At 67.5% G+C, this 24,748-nt stretch carries 21 protein-coding genes; 15 read left to right on the top strand and 6 right to left on the bottom strand.

The annotated features are described in order from the left end of the window. Positions 1 to 103: 103 nt before the first annotated feature. The 4 genes from ACJMKZ_RS04005 to ACJMKZ_RS03990 all read left to right on the top strand — a co-directional run bounded on the left by ACJMKZ_RS04005 (position 104) and on the right by ACJMKZ_RS03990 (position 3,544). Positions 104 to 1,549 carry a flavin-containing monooxygenase gene (locus ACJMKZ_RS04005; RefSeq protein ID WP_405231908.1) on the top strand — a complete coding sequence of 482 codons (1,446 nt, stop codon included), beginning with the start codon at positions 104 to 106 and terminating at the stop codon, positions 1,547 to 1,549. A 27-nt stretch (positions 1,550 to 1,576) separates the two neighbouring features. Then, positions 1,577 to 1,897 carry a DUF6489 family protein gene (locus tag ACJMKZ_RS04000; protein ID WP_405231907.1) on the top strand — a complete coding sequence of 107 codons (321 nt, stop codon included), beginning with the start codon at positions 1,577 to 1,579 and terminating at the stop codon, positions 1,895 to 1,897. Between the two features lie 42 nt (positions 1,898 to 1,939). Continuing rightward, a complete protein-coding gene (locus ACJMKZ_RS03995) occupies positions 1,940 to 3,049 on the top strand; it encodes an NAD-dependent epimerase/dehydratase family protein (RefSeq protein ID WP_405231906.1) in 1,110 nt (369 codons plus the stop codon). Positions 3,050 to 3,268: 219 nt separating this feature from the next. Next, on the top strand, positions 3,269 to 3,544 hold the full coding sequence (locus ACJMKZ_RS03990; RefSeq protein WP_405231905.1) for an RNA recognition motif domain-containing protein: 276 nt from the start codon (positions 3,269 to 3,271) through the stop codon (positions 3,542 to 3,544). A gap of 135 nt (positions 3,545 to 3,679) precedes the next feature. Here the strand turns inward: ACJMKZ_RS03990 and speA are convergent, their stop codons facing one another. The 3 genes from speA to ACJMKZ_RS03975 form a co-directional block, all read right to left on the bottom strand. Continuing rightward, entirely contained in the window at positions 3,680 to 5,650 is a 1,971-nt protein-coding gene (speA, locus tag ACJMKZ_RS03985; RefSeq protein ID WP_405231904.1) for a biosynthetic arginine decarboxylase, read from the bottom strand. 9 nt (positions 5,651 to 5,659) lie between these two features. Beyond that, the gene (locus ACJMKZ_RS03980) at positions 5,660 to 6,631 is read right to left on the bottom strand and encodes a deoxyhypusine synthase family protein (RefSeq protein WP_405231903.1); all 972 of its coding nucleotides are present in this window, start codon (positions 6,629 to 6,631) and stop codon (positions 5,660 to 5,662) included. 124 nt (positions 6,632 to 6,755) lie between these two features. Beyond that, positions 6,756 to 7,763, bottom strand: coding sequence for a serine/threonine protein kinase (locus tag ACJMKZ_RS03975; RefSeq protein WP_405233130.1), 1,008 nt, complete (start codon positions 7,761 to 7,763; stop codon positions 6,756 to 6,758). Positions 7,764 to 7,857: 94 nt separating this feature from the next. Here ACJMKZ_RS03975 and ACJMKZ_RS03970 point away from each other — a divergent pair, with 94 nt between their 5' ends. Beyond that, the gene (locus ACJMKZ_RS03970) at positions 7,858 to 8,748 is read left to right on the top strand and encodes an alpha/beta fold hydrolase (protein WP_405231902.1); all 891 of its coding nucleotides are present in this window, start codon (positions 7,858 to 7,860) and stop codon (positions 8,746 to 8,748) included. 263 nt (positions 8,749 to 9,011) lie between these two features. Here the strand turns inward: ACJMKZ_RS03970 and ACJMKZ_RS03965 are convergent, their stop codons facing one another. Then, complete coding sequence (locus tag ACJMKZ_RS03965) at positions 9,012 to 9,359, bottom strand: ArsR/SmtB family transcription factor (protein WP_405231901.1); 348 nt, start codon at positions 9,357 to 9,359, stop codon at positions 9,012 to 9,014. A gap of 76 nt (positions 9,360 to 9,435) precedes the next feature. Between ACJMKZ_RS03965 and ACJMKZ_RS03960 the strand changes: the two genes are divergently transcribed. The 8 genes from ACJMKZ_RS03960 (at position 9,436) to ACJMKZ_RS03925 (ending at position 18,056) form a co-directional block, all read left to right on the top strand. Further along, a complete protein-coding gene (locus ACJMKZ_RS03960) occupies positions 9,436 to 10,338 on the top strand; it encodes an MBL fold metallo-hydrolase (RefSeq protein WP_405231900.1) in 903 nt (300 codons plus the stop codon). After that, entirely contained in the window at positions 10,335 to 11,615 is a 1,281-nt protein-coding gene (locus ACJMKZ_RS03955) for an NAD(P)/FAD-dependent oxidoreductase (RefSeq protein WP_405231899.1), read from the top strand. The genes ACJMKZ_RS03960 and ACJMKZ_RS03955 overlap by 4 nt, the downstream gene beginning before the upstream one ends. Then, positions 11,612 to 14,191, top strand: coding sequence for an efflux RND transporter permease subunit (locus ACJMKZ_RS03950; RefSeq protein WP_405231898.1), 2,580 nt, complete (start codon positions 11,612 to 11,614; stop codon positions 14,189 to 14,191). The genes ACJMKZ_RS03955 and ACJMKZ_RS03950 overlap by 4 nt, the downstream gene beginning before the upstream one ends. A 17-nt stretch (positions 14,192 to 14,208) precedes the next feature. Next, on the top strand, positions 14,209 to 15,024 hold the full coding sequence (locus tag ACJMKZ_RS03945) for an outer membrane lipoprotein-sorting protein (RefSeq protein WP_405231897.1): 816 nt from the start codon (positions 14,209 to 14,211) through the stop codon (positions 15,022 to 15,024). Then, complete coding sequence (locus tag ACJMKZ_RS03940; RefSeq protein WP_405231896.1) at positions 15,024 to 16,346, top strand: hypothetical protein; 1,323 nt, start codon at positions 15,024 to 15,026, stop codon at positions 16,344 to 16,346. The genes ACJMKZ_RS03945 and ACJMKZ_RS03940 overlap by 1 nt, the downstream gene beginning before the upstream one ends. A gap of 32 nt (positions 16,347 to 16,378) precedes the next feature. Continuing rightward, positions 16,379 to 16,588, top strand: a complete 210-nt coding sequence (locus ACJMKZ_RS03935) for a YgaP family membrane protein (protein WP_405224527.1) — start codon at positions 16,379 to 16,381, stop codon at positions 16,586 to 16,588. Further along, positions 16,585 to 17,205 (top strand): Tll0287-like domain-containing protein, encoded by a 621-nt coding sequence (locus tag ACJMKZ_RS03930; RefSeq protein ID WP_405231895.1) that lies wholly within the window; start codon positions 16,585 to 16,587, stop codon positions 17,203 to 17,205. The genes ACJMKZ_RS03935 and ACJMKZ_RS03930 overlap by 4 nt, the downstream gene beginning before the upstream one ends. A gap of 62 nt (positions 17,206 to 17,267) precedes the next feature. Next, on the top strand, positions 17,268 to 18,056 hold the full coding sequence (locus tag ACJMKZ_RS03925) for a hypothetical protein (protein WP_405231894.1): 789 nt from the start codon (positions 17,268 to 17,270) through the stop codon (positions 18,054 to 18,056). A 79-nt stretch (positions 18,057 to 18,135) separates the two neighbouring features. Here ACJMKZ_RS03925 and ACJMKZ_RS03920 read toward each other — a convergent pair whose 3' ends face one another. Both ACJMKZ_RS03920 and ACJMKZ_RS03915 read right to left on the bottom strand, forming a co-directional pair. After that, positions 18,136 to 20,043, bottom strand: coding sequence for an N-acyl-D-amino-acid deacylase family protein (locus ACJMKZ_RS03920; protein ID WP_405231893.1), 1,908 nt, complete (start codon positions 20,041 to 20,043; stop codon positions 18,136 to 18,138). Between the two features lie 37 nt (positions 20,044 to 20,080). After that, the gene (locus ACJMKZ_RS03915) at positions 20,081 to 20,977 is read right to left on the bottom strand and encodes an alpha/beta fold hydrolase (RefSeq protein ID WP_405231892.1); all 897 of its coding nucleotides are present in this window, start codon (positions 20,975 to 20,977) and stop codon (positions 20,081 to 20,083) included. A gap of 120 nt (positions 20,978 to 21,097) precedes the next feature. Between ACJMKZ_RS03915 and ggt the strand changes: the two genes are divergently transcribed. After that, positions 21,098 to 22,885, top strand: a complete 1,788-nt coding sequence (gene ggt, locus ACJMKZ_RS03910; protein ID WP_405231891.1) for a gamma-glutamyltransferase — start codon at positions 21,098 to 21,100, stop codon at positions 22,883 to 22,885. Between the two features lies 1 nt (position 22,886). Beyond that, complete coding sequence (gene typA / locus ACJMKZ_RS03905) at positions 22,887 to 24,716, top strand: translational GTPase TypA (protein WP_405231890.1); 1,830 nt, start codon at positions 22,887 to 22,889, stop codon at positions 24,714 to 24,716. The last annotated feature ends 32 nt before the right edge of the window (positions 24,717 to 24,748 follow it).

The following is a 24,748-nucleotide window of genomic DNA, read 5'->3' as shown; positions in this document are numbered from 1 at the left end:
GCGCAGGTTGGAGCTGCCCTGCGGCGACGCATTATCGCGGGGCGCCGAATTCGGTAGACTGGCGGTCTATGGAGACCGAACAGCCTGCAAGCGAAGGGGTGCCATGCGCATCGCCGTAGTCGGTACGGGATTCTCCGGTCTGTGCATGGGCATCAAGCTGCGGGAGGCCGGCTTCGAGGACTTCACCCTGTTCGAGAAGGCCGACGCCATCGGCGGCACCTGGCGCGACAACACCTATCCGGGTGCCGAGTGCGACATCCCCTCGGCCCTGTATTCCTATTCCTTCGAACCGAACCCGCGCTGGAGCCACAAGTGGTCCCACCAGCCCGAGATCCTGCGCTACCTGGAGCATTGCGCGGCGAAGTACGGGCTTTATCCGCATATCCGCTTCGACACCGAGGTGGCGAAGGCGCGCTGGGACGACGACCACGCCCACTGGCATCTGACGCTCGGCGACGGCTCGGAGGAGGTCTTCGACGTCTTCGTCACCGGCGTCGGTCAGCTCAGCCGGCCGTTCATGCCGGAGATACCGGGCCTCGACGAATTCACCGGCCCCTCGTTCCACTCCGCCCGCTGGGACCACGACGTCGACCTGACCGGACGCGACGTGGCGGTCATCGGCAATGCGGCCAGCGCGGTGCAGTTCGTGCCCGCGATCGCGCCGAAGGTGCGCTCGCTCACCGTCTTCCAGCGCACGGCGAACTGGATGCTGCCGAAGAACGACCGGGAGTACACCGAGTTCGAGAAATGGCTGGGCCAGCGCATGCCGTTCCTGCAGCGTCTCTATCGCCTGCGCATCTGGCTGATGAGCGAGCTGGTGCTGTATCCGATGATGGGCCTGAACCGGCTGTACAAGTGGTGGGGCAGGCGTCAGACGAAGAAGTATCTCGAGGAGGCCATCCGTGACCCGGAGCTGCGCGAGAAGCTCGTGCCGGACTACCCGTTCGGCGCCAAGCGCATCCTGTTCTCGGACGATTACTACGAGACACTGGACCGGGACGACGTTGAACTGGTGACGGAGCGGATCGAGCGGGTCACGCCGAACGGCGTTCGAACCCGGGACGGGCGGGAGATTCCGGCGGACGTGCTGATTCTCGCCACCGGCTTCCGCACGAATCCATTCCTGGCGCCGATGGAGATCACCGGCACGAACGGCCGGGCATTGCGAGATGCCTGGAGCGGGGGCGCCCAGGCGTACCTCGGCATCACGGTGGCCGGATTCCCCAACCTGTTCATGACCTACGGCCCGAATACCAACCTCGGTCACTCCTCCATCGTCATCATGATCGAGTGCCAGGTGCGCTACATCATCGAATGCCTGGAGCTGATGCGCGCGCGGGGCGCCGAGCGGGTGGAGGTGCTGGAGGAGGTCCAGCGACAGTACAACGAGAAGCTGCAGCGGCGCCTGGAACACAAGGCCTGGGCGCTGGTGGGGCGCAGCTGGTACATGGACCACGGCCGCATCACGAACAACTGGGCCGGCAACACGCCGGAGTACTGGTGGCGGACCCGCCACTTCGACGAACGCAATTATCGCCTGGCGGACTGAGCGGGCGGCAACGCGGAGGAAGACAGCATGAAGATCAAACTCGAATTCGACCTGACGCCGAAGGAGTTCCGCGACAGCCTCGGCCTGCCGGACGTGAGCGGGCTGCAGAAGAAAGCAGTGGACGCGCTGCAGAAGCGGGTGGAGAACGACATCAAGAATTTCGATGCATCGAAGCTCTTCAACGCCTGGGTCAGCCAGGGTCTGGAGACCTCGGCGCAGGTGCAGCGCTTCCTCGGCAAGGCCGTTGGCACGGCGCTGCGCGGGCGCCAGGCGCCCGAAGCGACGATGGAGACGGAGGAGGAAGAAGAAACGTCTCCGGCGCGGCGGACCACCAAGAAGAAGAAATAGCCGCCGACCGGCGGCTATCGCGTCTCACAAAAGGGGGAGCGCATGACGACGAGAAGGGAATTCCTCGGCGCCGCGGCCGGCGGCGTCGGGCTCGGACTGACGATCGGACCGTCCGGCCTGGCCGCGGCGATGGCGCAGCCGGGCCCGGCGGCCAGACCGCTGGACATCCTCGTGCTCGGCGGCACCGGATTCATCGGCCCGCACGAGATCGAATACGCGCTCGCCCGGGGCCATCGGGTGACCATGTTCAACCGCGGCAGCAATCCGGGCGCCTACGGCGACCGGGTGGAGGAGCTGATCGGCAACCGGGACTCGCGCATCGACGAAGGGCTGGCCGCGCTGGCCGGCGATCGCACCTGGGACGTGGTCATCGACAACTCGGGCTATGTGCCGCGGCACGTCCGTGACAGCGTGGAGCTGCTGCGGGACCGCGTCGGGCGTTACCTGTATGTCTCCACCGTGGCCGTCTACGATTTCGAGGCGGCTTCGGAATTCGACGTGGACGGGCCGCTGGCCGAGCTCGAGGATCCGGCGGTCGAGCGGGTGACCGCGGAAACCTACGGTCCGCTGAAGGCCGAATGCGACCGCATCGTGCAGCAGGCGCTCGGCGACAGGGCGACCATCGTCCGGCCCACCTATATCGTGGGGCCGGGCGACACCACGGATCGCTTCACCTACTGGGTGGAGCGCCTCCACCGCGGCGGCGACATCCTGGCGCCGGCGATGCCGGATGCGGAGATCCAGTGGGTGGATGCGCGGGACCTGTGCCCGTGGATCGTGCGGCTGGCGGAGAACGACACCCCCGGCGTGTTCAACGCGGCGGGTCCCGCGGCACCGGTGGACCGCCGCGGCATGCTCTGGGGCATCGCGGCGACGACGGCGGCGCCCGTGCGCCTGCACTGGCCCGAGCCCGCACTGCTCGCCGAACTGGAGATCTTCCCGCCGATGCTGGGCAGCGAGGGCCGATCATTCCACTTCGCCAACGATGGCGCGATGGCGGCCGGCCTGAGCTTCCGTCCTCTCGCCGAGACCGCGCTGGCCAGCCACGGATGGTGGCAGGGCCTGCCGGCGGAGCGCCGGGCCAGTCCCCGTCGCTGGATACCGGAGGCGCGGGAGGCGGAGGCCATCCGCCGACTCACGGCCGACGGCTGATCGGGCGGGCCGCAATTGTGGGCCGGAGGGCGATAAATAAGTCTGGTGTGGCGACAGCACCGGGAGTACACTGCGACGACGTATGACGGGATCCCGTGCTTTTTCACGGTCCGCCCTGCGTAGTGTTGGCGGGCCGAACTCCGGCCCGGTTTCCGTCAGAAGCTCGGCGGTCTGGCTGCCCTGACGGCGTTGTTCTACGGACCGCAGAGTGATTGAAAGATGACGAATATCTATGTCGGTAACCTGGCCTACAGCGTGACCTCCGACGACCTCCGCGAAGTCTTCTCCGAGTACGGCGAAGTCTCCAGTGCAAACGTGATCATGGACAAGTTCTCGGGCCGTTCCAAAGGGTTCGGTTTCGTCGAGATGCCGGATTCGAGTGCTGCCTCGGCAGCCATCGAGGCGCTCAACGAGCAGGACCTGCAGGGCCGGAACATGCGAGTGAACGAGGCGCGCCCGCGCGAGGACCGACCCCAGCGTCGCGACCGCTACTGATCGAGGCTCGCGCTCCGCGCGATCCCCGTGACGCGAAAAGGCCGCCCCCGGGCGGCCTTTTTTGTCGACATCCATGCAGGAGGCCCTTCAGGCCCGATTGTGCAATGAATCGGGGCTAAAGCCCCTCCTACATGATTATTCGTGTTCCACGTAGGTGGAGCGCGAGAACGTGCGGATGTACTCGTCGAGGATGTCCATGCCCTGCTTCGGGCGCAGCACGCCGGCGTTGATCTTCTCGCGCACGAGCGCGCTCATGCGCCGTTCCAGGTCGTTGGCGAAGTACTGCACCTGGCCCAGGATCTCCTGCACCCGGGTGCCCGGGATGATCTTCTCCACCCAGTAGTTGCCCGGCTCCTCGTCGTCCGCGTAGACGTGGGCCTCGGCGACTCGGCCGAACAGGTTGTGGGCATCGCCCATGATGTCCTGATACGCGCCCATCAGGAACAGGCCGATGTAGTAGCGCTCGCCCGGGCGGGGATCGTGCAGCGCCACGTAGGTCTTGTCCGCGTTGGCGGTCACGTAGTGGTGGATCTTGCCGTCGGAATCGCAGGTGAGGTCCACCAGCACGGCGCGGCGCTCCGGCCGCTCGTCGAGGCGCGCCAGCGGCATCAGCGGGAAGGTCTGGCCGATGGCCCAGTGGTCCAGGATGGACTGGAACACCGAGAAGTCGCACAGGTGCTGGTCCACCAGCGCCTCCTCGATCATGCCGAGTTCCGCCGGCGGCGGCTCCAAATCGGCGGCGCGCAGCCCCTCGGCGATGAGGGCGCAGGCGCTCCAGAACAGCCGCTCGATCAGTGCCTGCTGCTCCAGCGGCATGTAGCCGAGGCGGAAGCTGGCCTCGGCATCCCGGCGCACGTCCCGGCACTCGTGGTAGGCCTCGGTCAGCAGCGCCGGCCCGGCCTTGCGCTGCGCCGTGCGCCGGCGCAGCCGGTCCAGCACCCGGTAGAGTTTCTGCACCAGCGCGTGGTCCTCGTCGCCGGGCCTGAAGTCGTCGGCGATCATGTCCTTGCCGTAGCTGCCCAGGGATTCGACGACCAGCACCGAGTGGTGTGCCGTGATGGCACGGCCGCTCTCCGATATCAGCGTAGGGTGGGGCAGTGACTGTTCCTCGCATACGTCGTGCACTGCCGAGACCACGGCGTTGGCGTATTCCTGCAGGCTGTAGGTAATGCCGCTCTCCTCGCCCTCGTCGTAGCGCACGCCGAGCCCGCCGCCCACGTCGATGTAGCGGATTCCGATGCCGCGGCGGATGAGCTTGGCGTAGACCTGGGTGATCTCCTTGACGGCGCTGCGCAGCACCTGCACGTCGGAGACCTGGCTGCCCACGTGGAAGTGCAGCAGCACGAACGCCTCCTCGCCGCCGCTGTCGCGCAGCCGTTCGAGCAGCGTAACGAGCTCCGGGATGGAGACGCCGAACTTCGAACGGTCGCCGCCGGATTCCGCCCAGCGGCCCGCACCGGCGGTGGTCAGCCGCACGCGGACGCCGAACGCGGGCACGGTCCCGCTGGCCGCGGTAAGTGCCATCCACTGTTCGAACTCGCCGAACTTCTCGATGACCGGGATGACGTTCTTGCCGAGGCGCTGACCCGCGTGGATCAGCGACAGCATGCTCTCGTCCTTCACGCCGTTGCAGATCAGGAGCGTCTCGTCACGGGTCAGGTGGGGCAGCGTGGCCACCAGCTCCGGCTTGGAGCCGCATTCGAGACCCAGGCCGAAAGTCTCGCCGGCGTCCAGAACCTCCTCGACCACCTCGTGCAGCTGGTTGACCTTGATGGGGTAGACGCTGCGATATTCGCCCTCGTATTCGTGACGCTCGATGGCCCGCCGGAACGCTTCGTTGATACGACGCACGCGCGAGCGCAGCACGTCCTGAAAGCGCAGCAGCACCGGCGGCTGGATGCCGCGCTCGGCGAGGTCCGCCACCACGTCGGCGATGCGGATGGCGATATCGCTCTCCTCGTCGGGCCGTACGGCGGCGTGGCCCGAGTCGTCGATCAGGAAGAACCCGTCGCCCCAGACCTCCACCCGGTAGAACTCGGCGGTGTCGTCGATGGTCCAGGCGTCGGCGCTCTCCGGGAGCGCCCGCACGTCGGTCTGCTCGCTCATCGGCGGCCCTCAGATACCCAGGACGCAGGCGAAGACGAGCGGCGCGACGATGGTCGCGTCCGACTCGATGATGTACTTCGGCGTGTCGGCCGAGAGCTTGCCCCAGGTAATCTTCTCGTTCGGCACAGCGCCGGAGTAGGAGCCGTAGCTCGTCGTGGAGTCGCTGATCTGGCAGAAGTAGCCCCAGCGGGGGATGTCTTCCTTGCCGAGATCCTGCTCGATCATGGGCACGACACAGATGGGGAAATCGCCGGCGATGCCGCCGCCGATCTGGAAGAAGCCGATGGAGGCGTCCGCGCAGGTCTTCTGGTACCAGCCAGCCAGCGCGATCATGTACTCGATGCCGTTGCGCACCGTGTGCACGTTGCCGATGTCGCCGTTGATGCAGTGAGAGGCGAAGATGTTGCCCAGCGTCGAATCCTCCCAGCCGGGCACGAACAGGGGCAGGTCCCGCTTGGCCGCCTCGACCAGCCAGCTGTCCGCCGGGTCGATCTGGTAGTGCTCTTCCAGCTCGCCTGACAGAATGAGGCGGTACAGGAACTCGTGGGGGAAGTACGACTCGCCGGCCTTGTCGGCCGTCTGCCATTCCTTCAGCACCGCGTGCTCGATGCGCCGGATGGCCTCGTCCTCGGGGATGCAGGTATCGGTCACCCGGTTCAGGTGGCGTGCGAGCAGCTGCTCCTCGTCCTCCGGGGTCAGGTCCCGGTAGCCGGGGATGCGCACGTAGTGGTCGTGGGCCACCAGGTTGAAGAGGTCCTCCTCCAGGTTGGCGCCGGTGCAGCAGATGGAATGCACCTTGTCCTTCCTGATCATTTCGGCCAGCGACAGGCCGAGCTCGCCGGTGCTCATCGCGCCGGCGAGCGTCATGAACATCTTGCCGCCGGTATCGAGATGGCGGCGATAGCCGTCGGCGGCGTCCACGAGCGCGGCGCTGTTGAAGTGACGGTAATGGTGGTGGACGAAGTCCGTGATGGCAGTCATTGCGGGGACCTCCGGATGGCATGGGCGCCCGGCTCACCCTGGGGGTCCGCCGGGGCGCGAAGAATAGGGCCAAAGCCCCATGCTAACAAGCGGAAGATTTCGTCGCAGGAAGCCGGGCGCCGGGCTACCAGGGCTCCGTCCACGGCAGCGGCTCCTCGTCCATGAGGGCGGCCTGCTCGCGGAGCGCCAGGATGTGCTCGCCCCAGTAGCGCTGGGTGTTGAACCAGGGGAAGGCGATGCGGAAGGCGGGGTCCTCCCAGCGGCGGGCGAGCCAGGCGGCGTAGTGCATGATGCGCAGCGTCCTGAGCGCCTCGATCAGGCGCAGCTCCCGCGCCTCGAACGGCCGGAACTCCGTGTAGCCGGCCAGCAGTTCGGCCAGCTGGGGCGTCTGCTCCTCCCGGTCTCCGGAGAGGAACATCCAGAGATCCTGCACGGCGGGACCCATGCGCGCGTCGTCCAGGTCGACGATATGCACCTGCTCGTCGCGCACCAGTAGATTACTGGGATGCAGGTCGCCGTGCAGCCGCAGGTGGCGCACCTCGCCAGCTGCCTCGAAGCAGTGCTCGGCGCGGGCGAGCAGATCGGCGCTCAGCGTATCGTAGGAGGTGGCGAGCTCGTCCGGGATGAAGCCTTCGTCGAGCAGGAACTCACGCGATGCGTCGCCGAAGCTCTCGATATCGAGCGTCGGTCGGTGTCGGAAGGGCTCCTGCGCACCGCAGTTATGCAGCCGGGCCGTGAAGCGGCCGATCTGGCGCAGGAGCCGCGCGTCATCGAGTTCGGCAGCGTGACCGCCGTGGCGCTGGTACACCGCCAGTCGGAAACCGCCGACGTGGTGCAGGGTCCGCCCGTCGATCGACATCGGCGCCACCACCGGGATCTCGGCGTCCGCCAGTTCCCCGGCGAAGCCGTGTTCCTCGAGAATCGCCTCGTCGCTCCAGCGGCCCGGGCGGTAATACTTGGCGACCAGCGGCGGACCGTCCTCGACGCCCACCTGATAGACCCGATTCTCGTAGCTGTTCAGCGCCAGCAGACGGCCGTCGGTGAGGAAACCCAGCGCCTCGATGGAGTCGAGGATGTCTGCGGGTCCGAGCTGGCGGAAAGCCAGCGTGTCGTCTGCGTCGTCTGCCGGCATGGCCATGCTGCAGTGTAGCACCACGCCGCGGGCTGGCAGCTCCACCGGCCTTTGGGTACTCTTCATCGCCGCCCGAAGACGGAGAGAGCCGCCCATGCCCAGAGCCGATGCCAACGGAGTCGAGATCGAGTACGACGAGTTCGGGTCGCCCGATGCCCCGGTCATCTTGCTCATCATGGGGCTCGGCATGCAACTGCTCGCCTGGCGCGAACCGTTCTGCCGGCTGCTCGCCGACGCAGGTTACCGGGTGATCCGCTACGACAACCGCGACACCGGGCTCTCGACCCGCTTCGGCCACCTGCGCACCCCGGCCATACCCACGGTGGTGTTCCGCGGACTGCTGGGGATGCGCCAGAAAGTGGCCTACACACTCTCCGACATGGCGCTGGACGCCGTCGGCCTGCTCGATGCGCTGAGTATCGAGCGCGCGCACGTCGTGGGCGTATCCATGGGCGGAATGATCGGCCAGATCCTCGCGGCGAAGCACGCCGAGCACGTACAGTCGCTGACCTCCATCATGTCCACCAGCGGCCACCGCTCGCTGCCGCGGCCCCGCCGGGAGGTGCGACAGCACATCTTCCAGGCCCGGCCGGCGGATGCCAGCCGCGAGGAGGTGGTGGCCCACGCGGTCCGCACCATCGAGCTGATCGGCAGCCCCCGCTATCCGGTGGACCGGGACACCATCCGGGCCCACGCGGAGGAGGCCTACGACCGGGCGTACTATCCCGAAGGCATCATGCGCCACGTGGGCGCGATCATCGCCGACGGCAACCGCCGCGACCGGCTGCGGGCCATCCGCCGGCCGAGCCTCGTGATCCACGGCACGGACGACCCGCTGGTGCCGGTGGAAGGGGGCATGGACACGGCGGAGCACATCCCCGACGCGCGCCTGGAGCTGATCCCCGGCATGGGCCACAACCTCCCGGAAGGCCTCTACGACCAGCTCACCGACCTGATCACCACCCACACCCACCGAAACCGCTGACCAAACCGTAGGAGGGCCTTCAGGCCCGATTTGGCGCTTCCTGGCCGATATCACCTTCTACGGACGTTGGCACGCCATCGGGCGGACACGGGTCGCGGGGACGCTCAGTCGGACGTCCTGTCCTCCTTCGCTTCGGCCGGGCCTCCTTCCCGCCGTCCTGGCTCCAGTCGGCCCGGACGCCCCCCCCCCCCCCCCGCAGGGCGGCCACAAAAGAACGGGGGTCTGGCAGGGCCGGGTCGGGCCTGAAGGCCCTCCTACATGAGTCAGGCGTCCGTGCCGCAGTAGATGTCGTGCAGGAGGTTGATCATCTCCGTGGCCGGGCCGGGGACCAGCGAGTAGTAGATACTCTGGGCATCCCGGCGCGTGTTCACGAGGCCCTCGCGGCGCAGGATGCCGAGCTGCTGCGACAGCCCGGACTGGCTCATCGGGATGCGGTCGTTCAGCTGACCGACGGTCATCTCGCTTCCCGCGAGGCTGCAGAGGATCATCAGCCGGTTCTCGTTCGACAGCGCCTTCATGAGCTGCGCGGCTTCTCCCGCGTGCTCGTGGATTTCCGAGAAATCGCGCTCGGCCGCGGCCCGAACGGGCACCTCTACGGATTTCGACGGCATCGCCTGTCCCCCTCCGATTCCGTAATAACCACGATTGTATATTGCAAAATTATAATATACAAATATAATATCCGAGATGAAGTGCGGAGCTTGTCCCGTGAGCACCCCGAAGGTCGATACTTTTTACCACGAAGACACCGGCACGTTCTCCTATGTGGTGTCGGATCCGGCTACGCGCCAGGCCGCGGTCATCGACCCGGTGCTGGATTACTGCTCGAGTTCCGGGCGAACCTCAACGGAATCGGTGGACGCCCTGCTGGCCCGGGTGGAGCAGGAGCGCCTCCGGGTCGCCTGGATCCTGGAGACACACGCCCACGCGGACCACGTGACGGCGGCCGAGTATCTGCAGGAGCGGACCGGCGCCCCCATCGGGATCGGCGCCGGCATCCGCTACGTGCAGGAGAACTTCCGCCGCACCTTCAACATGGGACCCGATTTCCCCGCCGACGGTTCCCAGTTCGACCGCCTGTTCGCGGACGGCGACGGTTTCTCCATCGGCGAGCTGCCGGTGCGCGTGATGACCGTGCCGGGCCACACCGACGACAGCATCGCCTACCGGGTCGGCGAGGACGCCGTCTTCGTCGGCGACACGCTGTTCCGGCCCGACTACGGCAGCGCCCGCTGCGACTTCCCTGGCGGGGATGCCGGCCGTCTGTACGACTCCGTCCGGCGGTTGTTCGAACTGCCGCCCGAGACCCGCCTGTATCTGTGCCACGACTATCCGGCCGAGACGGCCGAGCGCCGCTCGGTGACCACCGTGGCCGAGCAGCGGGAACACAACCGCCATCTGCGCGACGGCATCTCCCGGGAGGAATTCGTCCGTATGCGCGAGGAACGCGACGCCGGGCTGGGGCTGCCGCGCCTGATCATCCCGGCCATCCAGATCAACATCCGGGCCGGCCGCCTGCCGCCTGCGGAAGGCAACGGCGTCTCCTATCTGAAGATTCCCGTCGACGCGTTCCCAGGGGGTGGAAAATGAATCACATCGTCGTGCTCGGTGCCGGACTCGGCGGCATCACCCAGGCCTACGAGCTCGAACAGTCGCTGTCCGGCAGCGCGCGCGTCACGGTCGTCAGCGACCTGCCGTACTTCGAATTCACGCCATCGAACCCCTGGGTGGCCGTGGGCTGGCGGAAACCGTCGGACATCCGCGTGGACCTGGCCGAGGCACTGGGCCGGCACGGCGTCAATTTCATCGGCAAGGCGGCGGCGAAGGTGCGCCCGGACGAGAACCGGATCGAGCTGGCCGACGGCGAGAGCGTCGACTACGACTACCTGGTGATCGCGACCGGGCCGGCGCTGGCGTTCGACGAGATACCGGGTCTCGGACCACACGGCGGCTACACCCAGTCGGTGTGCAAGACCGATCACGCCCGCCAGGCCATGGACGACTTCGACAAGCTGGTGGCAGACCCCGGCCCCGTCGTGGTGGGTGCCGCCCAGGGCGCTTCCTGCTTCGGCCCGGCCTACGAGTACGCGTTCATCCTCGAGACGGAGCTCAGGCGCCGCAAGATCCGCGACCGGGTGCCGATGACCTTCGTCACGCCGGAGCCGTACATCGGCCACCTCGGTCTGGACGGCGTCGGCGACACCAAGAGCATGCTTGAATCCGAGCTGCGCGAACGCCATATCCGATGGGTGACAAACGCGCGCATCGACGAGGTAACGGACGGCCGCGTCCGGGTGTCGGAGATGGTCTCCGCCGACAAGGTCGGCCAGGAGCACGACCTCGAGTTCAGCCACGCGATGATCCTGCCCGCGTTCCGGGGTATCGATGCCGTGCGCGACGTGGAGGGACTGGTCAACCCGCGCGGTTTCGTGGTCATCGACGAGTATCAGCGCAACCCGACGTATCCCAACGTCTACTCCATCGGCGTCTGCGTCGCCATCCCGCCGGTGGGACCCACTACCGTGCCGCTGGGCACGCCGAAGACCGGTTACATGATCGAGTCGATGGCGACGGCCGCCACCCGCAATATCGCCGATGCGATGGCCGGCCGGGAGCCGAGCCATCGGGCCAGCTGGAACGCGGTCTGCCTGGCGGACTTCGGCGATCGGGGCGTGGCCTTCGTGGCGCTGCCCCAGATCCCGCCGCGCAACACCAACTGGTCCGGCGAGGGCAAATGGGTGCATCTCGCCAAGGTGGGTTTCGAAAAATATTTCCTGCGCAAGGTACGCCGCGGCCAGACCGAGCCCGTGTATGAGCGGCTCGTGATGCGTCTGCTCGGCGTCGACAAGCTGAGGCAGCCCTCATGAGACAACCCCTGATGCAGCTGGCCACGGGCAAGCCCCGTCTCGTCTATGTTCTCACCGTGCTCCTGACGGTGCTGCTGGGATCCCAGATCCCGCGTATCCAGATCGACACGGATCCGGAGAACATGCTGCCGGACGACCAGACGGACCGGGTCTTCCACAATCAGGTGGAGGAAACCTTCCGGCTGCACGACGCGCTGGTGGTCGGCCTCGTCAACACGAGCCACCCCGAGGGCGTCTACAACGTGCAGAGCATGACGGCGCTGCACAAGCTCACCGACGAGATCCTGCAGCTCGACGGCGTCATCGAGCCGGACCTGATGTCGCTGGCCGTCGCCGACAACATCACCCAGGGCGAGCAGGGGCAGCTGCGTTTCGAGTGGATGATGAAGCAGCCGCCGGAGACGCCGGAGGAGGCCGAGGCGCTGCGTGCTCACGTGGAAGACCTGCCGATGCTGCGCGATACGCTGGTCTCCGGCGACGGCAAGGCCGCGGCCATCTACGTGCCCATCGAGAGCAAGGATCTGAGTTACGCGCTGTCGCAGCGGATCCGCCAGCTGGCCGCCGAGCACGCGCCGGACCAGGAGATCCACATCACCGGCCTGCCGGTGGCGGAGGACACGTTCGGTCACGAGATGTTCGTGCAGATGGCCATCTCGGCGCCGCTGGCCGGTCTGATGATCTTCCTGCTGATGTGGTATTTCTTCCGCAGCGTGCGGCTCATCATCGCGCCCATGATCGTGGCCGTGGTGACGGTGATCGCCACCATGGGACTGCTGATCGGCCTCGGCTTCACCGTGCACATCATGAGTTCGATGATCCCGATCTTCCTGATGCCGATCGCGGTGGTGGACTCGGTGCACATCATGTCCGAGTTCGCCGACCGCTACGGCGGGCGCGAATCCGCCGAGAAGGCCATCCGCGAGGTGGTCGGCCACCTGTTCCGGCCGATGCTGTTCACTTCGCTGACCTCGTCCGTGGGCTTTTTCTCGCTGCTGCTGACGCCCATCCCGCCGGTGCGGGTATTCGGTGCGTTCGTCGGCTTCGGCATCCTGCTGGCCTTCCTGGTCACCATCGTGTTCATCCCGGCCTACGTGGTGAGGATGAAGCCGGACAGCCTGAAGGTACTGGCGCGGCTCGGCACCGAAGAGCAGGAGAGCAACACGCTGCTCGCCCGGGTGCTGCGCAGGACGGGCTCTGCGTCGTTCGCCAGCGGCAAGCTGATCCTCGCGGTCACGGCTATTGTGGTGGCACTGAGCGTCGCCGGCGTGATGCGTATCCAGATCAACGACAACCCGGTGCGCTGGTTCAAGTCGAGCCACGAGATCCGCATCGCCGACCGGGTGCTGAACGATCACTTCGCGGGCACCTACGATGCCTATCTGGTGCTTGACTACGACAACGAGGACAACCGGGCCGAGACCCGCCGCCAACTCGAGGAGCTGGCGGGAAGACTCGGTTCCGGTCCGGCGCTGGATGCCGTGCGCGAGGCCGTCGATGCCGAAGAGGACGAGAGCGGCGCGTGGCTCGACCGGGTGATCGGAGCCGCAGACGATGCGTTGTTCGAGGTAAGCGCCGACGACGACCTCGAGACGCTGGAGGAGATCCTCTCCACGGCCGAGCAGGCCTCGTCCCGCTCCAACTACTTCCAGCGCCCGGACGCGCTGGCCATGATCGACGACCTCCAGCAGGCGCTGGTGGATACCGGCAAGGTGGGTAAGGTGAACGCGCTGCCGGACGTCGTGAAGACCGTGAACCGCGAACTCCGGAGCGGCGAGCCCGAAGACTACCGCATCCCCGACTCCCAGCGCGGCGTCGCCCAGACGCTCCTGCAGTTCCAGTCCTCGCACCGGCCCCAGGACCTCTGGCACATGGTGACCCCGGACTATCAGCAGACGACGCTCTGGCTGCAGCTCACCAGCGGCGACAACCAGGACATGGAGCGGGTGATCGAGGCCACCCGTGACTACCTGGACGACAATCCGCTGCCGGAGGCCGTGAGCGCGCGCTGGGCGGGCAAGACCTACATCAACCGGGTCTGGCAGCAGGAGATGGTGGAGGGCATGCTCTATGCGCTGCTGTCCGCCTTCGTCGTCGTCTTCCTGATGATGACGTTCCTGTTCCGCTCGATCCGCTTCGGCATACTGGCGATGCTGCCGCTGTCCGCGACCATCCTGGGCGTGTACGGGCTCATCGGCTGGGTGGGCAAGGACTACGACATGCCCATCGCGGTGCTCTCGTCGCTGACGCTGGGCCTGTCCATCGACTTCGCCATCCACTTCATCCAGCGCATGCGTTCGCTCTACGGGGAGCTAGGCTCCTTCGCCCGGGCGGCGCAGGCGGTGTTCGAGGAGCCGGCGAGGGCGATCTCCCGTAACGCGATCGTCATCGCGCTCGGCTTCACCCCGCTGTTCCTCGCGCCGCTGGTGCCCTACATCACCGTGGGCGCCTTCATGGCCTCGATCATGGCCATCTCGGGCGTCGCCACGCTGATACTGCTGCCGGGCGTGCTGGGCGTCGCGCGTCGCCTGTTCTTCCCGGCAGAAACCCGTAACGCCGAGGCCGAGGGATCGGGCTGAGGCAAGGAGGTAGAGAGATGATTCACCCCAGGACCAGACTGATCGGGCTCGCGGCCGTGCTGGCGCTGCCGCTCACGGCGGCCGGCCAGTCCACGCCCGACGTCGACACCATCGTCGAGAAAGCCAACCTCGCCGCCTATTACGCCGGCGACGACGGCCGCTCCGAAGTGCGCATGGTCATCTATGACGAGCAGGGCCGCGAGCAGCGGCGTCAGTTCACCATCCTGCGCCGGGACATCGAGGACGGCGGCGACCAGGAGTTCCTGGTGGTGTTCAGCCGGCCCTCCGACGTGCGCGGCACGACCTTCCTGGTGAAGAAGCACGTCGGCAGCGACGACGACCGCTGGCTGTACCTGCCGGGCCTGGATCTCGTGAAGCGCATCTCCGCCGGCGACAAGCGCACGAGTTTCGTGGGCGCGCACTACTTCTACGAGGACGTCTCCGGCCGCAGTCCCGAGGAGGACGAGCACGAGTTCGTCGAGGAGACGGAGGACTACTACGTGCTGCGCCACATCCCGAAGGACCCGGACGTGGTGGAGTTCACGGACTACACCACCTGGATCGACAAGGAGACCTGGCTGCCGATGCGCATCGAGTACCGGAATGCCGCCGGCGAGACGTACCGCACGATCGAGGCGGGCGCCGTGGAGACCATCGAGGGTTTCCCGACGGTGACCAAGAGCCGGGTCGAGGACAAGTCGCTGGGCGGCTACACGCTCATGCAGTTCCGGTTCATCGACTACGACATCGGCCTGCCCGCCGATATCTTCACCGAGCGCTCGCTGCGCCGCCCGCCCCGTGAGTGGCTGGAGCGCACGGAGGGAGGCAGCTGATGCCGCGAGTCCTCGCCATCACCCTGCTGGCGGCGCTGATGCTCGCCGCCGGCCCCGCCGCCGCCCGGGAGGAAGACCCGTGGGTGGACCAGGGGGCGGGCGAGGGCGGCGACGAGTGGGCCGAGGACTGGGGTGACAGCTGGGAAGACGAAGGCGGCGGCATCGTCGTCACCGGATTCGCGGAACTGGCGGCAGGCATGCGGGCCGACAGCGACGGTCCGGTGGGCCGGCGCATGACGCTGGGCGATGCCCGCCTGCGTGGCGAGGCCGAGTGGATCGGCGACGCGCTCGAGGCCAACGCCGTCGGCGATATCTGGTACGACGCGGTCACGAGCGACTTCGAGGTTGAGGTACGCGACCTGACCGTTGCCTTCTCGCCCACGGAGGACGTCGACGTCACGGCGGGCCGGCAGGTGCTCACCTGGGGTACCGGCGACCTCCTGTTCCTGAACGACCTGTTCCCGAAGGACTTCGTCTCCTTCTTCGCCGGCCGGGACGACGAATACCTGAAGGCGCCGTCGGATACGGTACGGGTGGGCTTCTACAACGATCTCGCCAACCTGGACGTCGCCTGGACGCCCCGCTACCAGCCCGACGAGTACCTCACCGGTCGGCGCTTCTCGTTCTTTTCGCCCCGGGCCGGGCAGGTGGTGGCGCCGGACCCGCCGGTCGGCGCGGTGGAGCCGAGCCGTTACGAGCTGGCGCTGCGGCTGTACAAGACGATACGCGGCGTCGAATACGCCGCCTACGGTTACCACGGCTACTTCAAGCAGCCGACGGCGGTGGACGCCGACGGACGACTCACGTTCGCGCCGCTGACGTCAGCCGGCGCCAGCGTGCGGCTGCCGCTGTGGTCGGGGCTGGTCAACGCCGAGTTCGCCTGGTACGAGTCCACCGACGATGCCAATGGTGACGATCCCGCTATCCCGAACAGCCAGGTGCGCTTCCTGGCCGGGTTCGAGCGCGAGCTGGTGGCCAATTTCACCGCCGGCTTTCAGTACTACGTGGAATACACCCGGGACCACGACGCGCTGATCGCGAACTCGCCGGCACCGCAGTTCGAGCCCGAGGAGTACCGGCAGGTGCTCACGAACCGGCTCACCTACCGCATCGACCAGGATCGCTGGACGCTGTCGCTGTTCACGTTCCTCTCGCCCTCGGACGAGGACTTCTACGTGCGGCCGTCGGTGACATTCCGCCAGAGCGACGAATGGCAGTTCACCGCCGGCGGCAACGGGTTCGGCGGCCGCGACGATTACACGTTCTTCGGCCAGCTCGAAGACAACAGCAATCTCTACGTGCGTATCCGCTACAACTATTGAGCGATAATTTGGTGACGACAGGAGGAATCATCATGTCAGTCGAAAGAGGCATCTTCGCATTCGCAGGCTTCATGGTCCTGCTCTCGGTCTTCCTGACCTACTTCGTGCACCCCTGGTTCGTGTGGCTCACGGTTTTCGTGGGCGCCAACCTGCTGCAGAGCGCCTTCACCGGCTTCTGCCCGGCCGCGATGGTCATGCACAAACTCGGCATGCGCACCGAAAAGGAACTGGCAACGACATGACAGGTGCCGGACCGAACTTTTGCAACTTCTCCAACTTGTTTGCCCGGCGCGCCGGCCGTCTGACCGGCGCGCTGGCGCTTGCCGCGCTGGTCTCCGCCTGCGGCGCCGAACCGCCGCCGGAGCTTGGCGCGCCGGAGGTATCGCCGCAGAAGGTGGAGAAAGCCCAGGCGGCAGCCGCCGAACTCGGCAAGCGCCTGAAGTCCCGCCTGATGGAGAGCATGGGTAGCGAGGGCCCCGTCGCGGCCATCCGCGTATGTTCGGAGGAGGCGCCGGAGATCGCGCGCGAGGTTTCGGCGGATGCCGGCCTGACGGTGTCGCGCACGAGCCTGAAGACGCGCAATCCGGACAACGCGCCGGACGCCCGCGAACGCGCGGTGCTGGAGCTGTGGCGCAACAAGGTCGACGCCGGCACGCCGGCAGCCGCGCTCGAGCCCTTCGCCAGCGACGGCGGCGCCTTCCTTTGGATGAAGCCCATCCTCGTCGAGCCGCCGTGCCTCATGTGCCACGGCAGCGACGTCCCGGAGGCCGTGGCCGACGCGATTGCGAAGCGCTACCCGCAAGACCGCGCGACCGGTTACAGTGCCGGTGACCTTCGCGGTGCCTTCGTCGTGCGGTGACGCCGACGGGGTCATCCCGACCGACCCGGCACACCGGGCTGCAACGACAACAGGAGGATCAGATGCCTGCACGGAAACTGGTGACTGCCACGATGACGTGGCTGGCCACAGCGACAGTACTGACGATGGCTGTGGCAATGCCCGCGGCCGGCGCGGAGACCACCCGCATCCCCGTGCACGTCCTGTCCCAGGACGCCAAGCTCATCGGCAGCGGCGTCGGCGGCGTCTGGGTGACGGTGACGGATGCCGCTACCGGCGAGGTGCTCGCCCAGGGCGCCCACCTCGGCGCCACCGGCGATACGCAGAAGATCATGCGGCTGGACCCCCAGGAACGGGACACCGTGCTGTTCGACACCGAAGGCGCGGCGGTCTTCGTGGCGGAATTCAATATCGACGAGCCGACAGTCGTGCGCATCAGCGCGACCGGGCCGCTCGGCAATCCGGACGCGAGCATGCGGGCCTTGACCGAGATGCTGGTCACGCCCGGGGCCGAGATGACCGGCGACGGCGTCGTGCTGACGCTGCACGGCCTGAACATCGAGATCCTGGAGGCAGCCGCCGGCACCGCCGGCGACCCGGTACGGGTGCTCGCCAACGTCGGCATGATGTGCGGCTGTCCGCTCACCCCCGGCGGCCTCTGGGACGCCGATAGCGTCGAACTCACGGCGCGGCTGCTTCGCGACGGCAAGCTCGTCGCCACGGGCATCCTCGACTATGCGGGCGAGCGCAGCCGCTTCGACGGCGCGGTCACGCCCCCCGAGCCCGGTGCCTACGTCCTGGAAGTCATCGGCGCCCAGCCCTCGAAGGCCAACTTCGGCCGCGCGCGCATCCCGCTCGCGATCGGCGACTGAGGATCGACGAGAGAATCTTCGTCAGCATCGTCGCGGGGACGGTCAGCGTGCGCGAATCGCGCCGACCGTCCTCGCTCACTCAGGCGGCACGCAGGACGCGGCCGCACTTCTCCCGCCCGAACACCGGCGTGTAGGCGTCTTCCTGCCAGACCACCCGCCCGCCGATGATCACCCAGGGCACCACGCCGTCGGAGCGGTTCACGAGCTGACTATGCTCGAAGTCCTCCCGGTAGACGCTGCGAATATTGGCTTCCGCGTCGTAGCCGGCCAGCGCCTCCGGATCCACGATGGTGATGTCCGCCGCCGAGCCCGGGTCGATGCGTCCCGCCGGGATGCCGAAGAACGCCGCCGGGTCCCGGGTCAGCCGCCGCACCATGTAGGCTACGCCCTCGTCGCCGTCCGCCGAGGCCAGCTGCAGCGCCCGCAGGTTGCAGTCGTAGAACGCCATGTTGGTGAGGTGCGCGCCCGAGTCGTTGAAGCCGGGCAGCAGCTTCGGGTGCATGATCAGCTTGCGGGTCACCTCCGCATCCCGGTTGGCGGTGATCATGTACCAGTACAGGTCCGTGTCGTAGACCTTCAGCAGGTGCAGGAAGAAATCGGCGTCGTCCCGTATCGGGTCCGGGAACGCGGCGAAGGCCTCGCTCTCGGCCTCCGATCGGGCCGCTGACCGATCGCCTGACCGATCGCCTGAACGATCGCCTGAACGATCGCCCGCCTGCCAGCTTCTGAGCCGCTCGTGGATGTCCGCCATCGCCTCGCCGGACCAGTCCGGCACCGGGCAGCTGTCCACCACCATGTCCTCCAGGGAGCGGCCGAAGGCGAGGTCCTCTCGCTTCAGCCGCCGCTTGATCGCGTCCAGGCCGAAACCGGTCTTTCCCTTGTGCCACATCTCGCGGAAGTCGCGGACGAACAGCGGGTCTTCCAGCAGCGCCCGGCGGGCCGCCCGGTCTTCGAGATCCGTCATGTTCAGCTGCCGCAGGACGGGGATCTCCTCGAAGATTGGGTTGATCGGGCCCTCTGACCACACCTTGAAGCGGCCGGCCAGCGCCTGCAGCGCGAAGCGCCCGTCGACGGCGCGTGAGTTCAGCAGCCGCGCGAGCATCATGCCCAGCTTCGCGATACCCCGGTTCGTGGCCACGTCCAGAGCGGCCACCACGGTCGTCTTCAGCGGCTTGCCGTGCAGCCGGCCGCTGGTGAGCAGCAGGTTCCTGAGCGTCTGGCCGACGTTGTCCTTCGGCGGCGTGGCCTGCCATACCCGGCCGTGACGGCGCACCACCCCGGTCAGCCGCTTCAGCTCGCTGTAGCTGCCGTACTGGGTGGGGATCTTGCGGTCGCGGTGCGGATCGTTGGCGAGATAGTGGAAGGGCAGGGCATCCGTGGAGAAGCCCGCGTAGCCCTGGCGCATGCCCTTGTCCAGCAGCGCCGCCATATCGTCGAGCTCGGCCTCGGTGGGCTCGCGGCTGATGCTGTCCTCCAGCCCCATGACCTCGATGCGCAGCATGGAGTGCGGGATCATCGTGACGATGTTCGCGCCGAGCGGCAGCGAGTCCAGGTGCTCCAGGTAGGCACCGCTGTCGTGCCAGTCCGCCTGATCCGCGACCTTGGAGAGTACGTGCTTCGGCACATTCTCCACCCGGGCGAAGCAATCCACCACCGGATCCGCGCCGTCGCGACGCTGATTGCCGAAGGCGAGCCCCAGGCTGCAGTTCGCCACCACCACGGTGGTGGTGCCGTGGCGCACCGCCTCGGGCAGGCCGGGGGCGATCTCCACCTCCAGGTCGAAGTGGGTGTGGATGTCCATCAGGCCGGGCATCAGCCACTTGCCGTCGGCGTCGATCACCTCGGCCGCGCCGGACTCCGGCAGGCCGACACCCCGGGCCGCGATCCGGCCGTCGCGCACGGCGACGTCCTCCACTCTCGGCGGCTCTCCCGAGCCGTCGAATACCCTGGCTCCCCGGATCAGCAGATCCCAGAACTTGTCGGTCACCGGCGATTCCTCCCCCTGTGCGGGCAATGGTTACGGATCAGGCATTCTCCCCGGCGGGGAAGTGCGCATCAAGAAACGCCCGGTAGTGGGCCAACACCTCCTCGGGCGCCTCCACCTGGGGGTAGTGGCCGATCCGCGGCAGCTCGACGATGTCCCGCTGGCTCACGAGTTCCCGGTAGCGGGCGACCATATGGGCGCCGGACACCGGGTCCATGGAGCCGTTGATGAGCTGGATCGGGATCGCAGCCGTACGAAGTGCCTGCACCCAGCGCTCCCGGTGGCGGCGGCGGTCGCGCATATAGCGGATGAGCCGATGGGCGATGTAGTCACCGCGGTTCTCGGTGATCAGCGTCCAGAAGGCGTCGAGATCCTCCGCCGACGGCGGCGTCTGCGGCCCGAACACGGCGCGCAGGTTGCGCTCCAGCGTGCCCCGGCTCATCAGCCGGCCGATCACCGGGCCCAGCGGGCCGTGCAGCAGCTTCTGCGAGAAGCGCGCGTGGTGAGTCTCCGGGAACAGGCCGCCGTTCAGCAGGCACAGCGACAGCCACCGGCGTTGCTCGCGCGGCCTCGCGTTCTCCCGCGCCAGCATCTCCTGGGCCACGGAATCACCGTAGTCGTGAGCCATCACGTGGAAGCGGTCCAGCCCGAGCCCGTCGATCAACTCTTCCAGCAGGTCCGCCTGTTCGTGGATGGTGTAGTCGTGGCGTTTCGGCTTGTCGGAGAAACCGAAGCCGAGCATGTCCGGAACGACGAGCCGGTAGCCGGGCTCGAGGCCGGGGAAGAGACGGTGGAAGTCCCAGCCCGCCGTCGGAAAACCGTGGACGAAGAAGATCGTGCCCGGGCGCTCTCCGGCCGGGTCCGTATCCATCAGGAACAGCTCGTGGCCGCCCGCCTTCACCCGGCGGCCGCGATGCCGCCATTGGTCCAGATCCATGCTCTCTCCCCGACGCATCTTTGTTATCGGGCGGAGATGCTACATCATCCGGCCGCGTTATACTGACCGGCTGCACCGACCCGGACGGGCGCCCCCGCGGCGCCAGGAGAACTCCCGCACATGTTGCCACGCCTGCTCGCACGCCCCCTTCTGACGCTCACCGCCGCCTTGCTCGCGCTGGCCCCCGCCCTCGAGGCGCGAGAGCCCGTCGGCGAGCCCATCATCCGCTACGACGCCATCCATCACCCCGTGATCGATGCCGAGGGCATGGTGGCCAGCCAGAACGCCATCGCCACCGAGGTGGGCGCGCGCATACTCGCCGAGGGCGGCAATGCCGTGGATGCGGCCGTGGCGGTGGGCTTCACCCTGGCGGTGACGCTGCCCCGCGCCGGCAATCTCGGCGGCGGCGGTTTCATGCTGGTCCATCTCGCCGAGGAGGACCGCACCGTCGCCATCGACTACCGGGAAATGGCGCCGGCCGCGGCAGGCCGTGACATGTACCTCGATACCGAGGGCAACGTGGACAAGGAGGCGTCCCGCTTCAGCCATCGCGCCTCCGGCGTGCCGGGCACGGTGGCGGGGATGCACCACGCCCTGACCCGCTACGGCACGATGTCCTGGCCGGAGGTGATCGCGCCCGCCATCGAACTGGCGCGGGATGGCTTCCTGGTCAGCCACGACATGGCCTGGAGCCTGCAGCGCTGGGGCGAGCGGCTGCTGCAACATCCCGCGACGGCCGCCACTTACTTCAAACCGGACGGCAGCGCCTGGCAGCGCGGCGAGCGCTTCCGCCAGCCGGACCTGGCCGCCACGCTCGCGCTGATCGCCCGCGAGGGCCCGGCCGCGTTCTACGAGGGCGCCATCGCGGAGAAGATCGCCGACGAGATGCGGGCGAACGGCGGGCTGATCACCCTCGAGGACCTCGCCCGCTACGAGGTGGTGGAGCGCGAACCGGTGGTCGGCGAATACCGGGGCCACCGGGTCGCCCTGATGCCGCCGCCGAGTTCCGGCGGCGTGCACATCGTGCAAATGCTGAACGTGCTCGAGCGGTTCCCGGTCGCCGACCTCGGTTACGGCAGCGCCGACGGCCTGCACCTGCTGGCCGAGGTCATGCGCCGGGCGTATGCCGACCGCGCGAAGCACCTCGGCGACCCTGACTACTACGACGTTCCGGTCGACTGGCTCACCGGCGAGGCCTATGCGAAGGAACTGGCCGCCGCCATCGACATGGACGAGGCGACACCCTCCACGGAGATCCGCCCGGGCACGGCGCCCCCCGCGGAGAGCCGGGACACCACCCACTACTCGGTGATGGACGCCGACGGCAACGCGGTGGCCAACACCTACACCCTGAACTTCTCCTACGGCTCCGGCATCACCATTCCCGGCACAGGCATCCTGATGAACAACGAGATGGACGACTTCTCGGCGAAACCCGGCGTGCCCAACGCCTTCGGCCTGCTCGGCGGCGAGGCGAACGCCATCGAGCCGGGCAAGCGGCCGCTGTCGTCCATGACGCCGACGCTGGTGTTCAGGGACGGTGAGCCGCTGCTCGCCACCGGCACGCCCGGCGGCAGCCGCATCATCACCACCGTGCTGCAGCAGCTGGTAAACGTGATCGACCACGGCATGGGGGTTGCCGATGCCACCCACGCGCCGCGAGTGCATCACCAGTGGATGCCGGACGTACTGGGCATCGAACCCGGCTTCAGCCCGGACACGCTGGCTCTGCTGCGCGCCCGTGGTCACGAGCTGGCCGATGCCCGCTGGTCCATGGGCAGCCTGCAGTCGGTGATGTACCGGGACGGTTATTTCTACGGCGTCTCGGATCCGCGCCGGCCCGACGCGGCCAGCATGGGCCCGGCCCTGGTCCGCTGCCTCGCGGCCGGCCAGGCCTGCGTGCACTGAAATGAGCACAGTCAATCGTCTGCGCAACATCGCCATCATCGCCCACGTCGATCATGGCAAGACCACCCTGGTGGACCGGCTCCTGCAACAGTCCGGCACGCTGGACGCGCGCGCCGATCTCGGCGAGCGCATCATGGACTCGAACGACCTCGAGCGGGAACGGGGCATCACCATCCTGTCGAAGAACACCGCCATCCGCTGGGGCGAGTGGCGGGTCAATATCGTCGACACGCCGGGACACGCCGATTTCGGCGGCGAGGTGGAGCGGGTGCTCAGCATGGTGGACAGTGTGCTCCTGCTGGTCGACGCCGTGGACGGGCCCATGCCCCAGACCCGCTTCGTCACCCAGAAGGCCTTCGCGCGGGGCTTCACACCCATCGTCGTGATCAACAAGGTCGACCGGGACGGCGCGCGCCCGGGCTGGGTGCTGGACCAGACCTTCGACCTGTTCGACCGTCTCGGCGCCACCGACGCGCAGCTGGACTTCCCGGTGGTCTACGCCTCCGCGCTGGGCGGCTATGCCGGCCTGGAGCCCGACGTCACGGAAGGCGACATGACGCCGCTGCTGCAGACCATCGTCGAGCGCGTGCCCGCACCGGACGTCGACCCCGACGGTCCGCTGCAGCTGCAGGTCTCGAGCCTGGACTACGACCCCTATGTCGGCGTGATCGGCATCGGTCGCATCACCCGCGGCACGGTGCGCGCCGCGAGTTCGGTCACCATCGTGGGCGCCCACGGCTCGCACCGGCCCGGCCGGGTGCTGGAGCTCTATGGCTTCCACGGCCTCGAGCGGCAGAAGATCGAGTCCGCCTCGGCCGGAGACATCGTCGCGTTCTCGGGCATCGAGACCCTGCATATCTCCGACACACTGTGCGACCGGGAGCATCCCGAAGGACTACCCGCGTTGTCGGTCGACGAGCCGACCATCAGCATGACCTTCCAGGTGAACAAATCGCCGTTCGCCGGGAAGGAGGGCAAGTTCCTCACCAGCCGTCAGATCGGCGAGCGGCTGGACCAGGAGCTCAAGCACAACGTGGCCCTGCGGGTGGAGCGCACGGAGGATCCGGACAAGTTCCGCGTCTCCGGCCGCGGCGAACTGCACCTCTCCGTGCTGATCGAGAACATGCGCCGCGAAGGCTACGAGCTGGCCGTTTCCCGGCCGGAGGTCATCCGCATCGAGAAGGACGGCAAGTGGCTGGAGCCCTGGGAACTGCTCACCGTCGACTTCGCCGAGGACTACCAGGGAGCGGTGATGAGCCGGCTGGCGGAGCGCAAGGGCGAACTGCTGGGCATGCAGCCGGACGGCAAGGGCCGCATGCGCCTCGACTACCGTATCCCGTCCCGGGGTCTGATCGGTTTCCGCACCGAATACCTGACCGCCACGGCCGGCACCGGCCTCATCCACCATGTCTTCGACGAGTACGGCCCGGCGGTGGCGGGCGGCATCGGCCAGCGCATCAACGGCGTGCTGATCTCGAACGTGCAGGGCAAGGCGCTCGCGTATGCGCTGTTCAACCTGCAGGAACGCGGCAGGCTGTTCATCGGCCACGGCGCCGAGGTATACGAGGGCATGATCATCGGCATCCACAGCCGCGGCAACGACCTGGTGGTGAATCCCACCAAGGCGAAGCAGCTCACCAACATCCGCGCGGCCGGCTCCGACGAGAATATCCTGCTGACCACCCCCATCCGCTTCTCGCTCGAGCAGGCACTGGAGTTCATCGACGACGACGAACTCGTGGAGGTGACGCCGGCGAGCATCCGCCTCAGGAAGAAGTTGCTGACCGAGAGCGACCGCAAGCGGGACTCCCGCCAGAAGACCGCCGACTGAGCCGAACCGCCGCTGCCGGCGCTCGGCGGGCC

The organism is Lentisalinibacter salinarum, from assembly GCF_040706555.1.
GTDB classification, from domain to species: domain Bacteria; phylum Pseudomonadota; class Gammaproteobacteria; order Steroidobacterales; family Woeseiaceae; genus Lentisalinibacter; species Lentisalinibacter salinarum.
The sequence above is the reverse complement of the archived record's forward strand: the minus strand, read 5'-3'. Positions and strand labels throughout refer to the sequence as shown.

Coding starts and splice junctions, on each gene's coding strand:
- ACJMKZ_RS03970 (WP_405231902.1), top strand. CDS start 7,858: ATGCCCAGAGCCGATGCCAACGGAGTCGAGATCGAGTACGACGAGTTC.
- ACJMKZ_RS03940 (WP_405231896.1), top strand. CDS start 15,024: ATGCCGCGAGTCCTCGCCATCACCCTGCTGGCGGCGCTGATGCTCGCC.
- ACJMKZ_RS03975 (WP_405233130.1), bottom strand. CDS start 7,763: ATGCCGGCAGACGACGCAGACGACACGCTGGCTTTCCGCCAGCTCGGA.
- ACJMKZ_RS03915 (WP_405231892.1), bottom strand. CDS start 20,977: ATGGATCTGGACCAATGGCGGCATCGCGGCCGCCGGGTGAAGGCGGGC.
- ACJMKZ_RS03935 (WP_405224527.1), top strand. CDS start 16,379: ATGTCAGTCGAAAGAGGCATCTTCGCATTCGCAGGCTTCATGGTCCTG.
- ACJMKZ_RS03955 (WP_405231899.1), top strand. CDS start 10,335: ATGAATCACATCGTCGTGCTCGGTGCCGGACTCGGCGGCATCACCCAG.
- typA (WP_405231890.1), top strand. CDS start 22,887: ATGAGCACAGTCAATCGTCTGCGCAACATCGCCATCATCGCCCACGTC.
- ACJMKZ_RS03995 (WP_405231906.1), top strand. CDS start 1,940: ATGACGACGAGAAGGGAATTCCTCGGCGCCGCGGCCGGCGGCGTCGGG.
- ACJMKZ_RS03990 (WP_405231905.1), top strand. CDS start 3,269: ATGACGAATATCTATGTCGGTAACCTGGCCTACAGCGTGACCTCCGAC.
- ACJMKZ_RS03960 (WP_405231900.1), top strand. CDS start 9,436: ATGAAGTGCGGAGCTTGTCCCGTGAGCACCCCGAAGGTCGATACTTTT.
- ACJMKZ_RS03945 (WP_405231897.1), top strand. CDS start 14,209: ATGATTCACCCCAGGACCAGACTGATCGGGCTCGCGGCCGTGCTGGCG.
- ACJMKZ_RS03950 (WP_405231898.1), top strand. CDS start 11,612: ATGAGACAACCCCTGATGCAGCTGGCCACGGGCAAGCCCCGTCTCGTC.
- ACJMKZ_RS04005 (WP_405231908.1), top strand. CDS start 104: ATGCGCATCGCCGTAGTCGGTACGGGATTCTCCGGTCTGTGCATGGGC.
- ACJMKZ_RS03930 (WP_405231895.1), top strand. CDS start 16,585: ATGACAGGTGCCGGACCGAACTTTTGCAACTTCTCCAACTTGTTTGCC.
- speA (WP_405231904.1), bottom strand. CDS start 5,650: ATGAGCGAGCAGACCGACGTGCGGGCGCTCCCGGAGAGCGCCGACGCC.
- ACJMKZ_RS04000 (WP_405231907.1), top strand. CDS start 1,577: ATGAAGATCAAACTCGAATTCGACCTGACGCCGAAGGAGTTCCGCGAC.
- ACJMKZ_RS03980 (WP_405231903.1), bottom strand. CDS start 6,631: ATGACTGCCATCACGGACTTCGTCCACCACCATTACCGTCACTTCAAC.
- ACJMKZ_RS03965 (WP_405231901.1), bottom strand. CDS start 9,359: ATGCCGTCGAAATCCGTAGAGGTGCCCGTTCGGGCCGCGGCCGAGCGC.
- ACJMKZ_RS03925 (WP_405231894.1), top strand. CDS start 17,268: ATGCCTGCACGGAAACTGGTGACTGCCACGATGACGTGGCTGGCCACA.
- ggt (WP_405231891.1), top strand. CDS start 21,098: ATGTTGCCACGCCTGCTCGCACGCCCCCTTCTGACGCTCACCGCCGCC.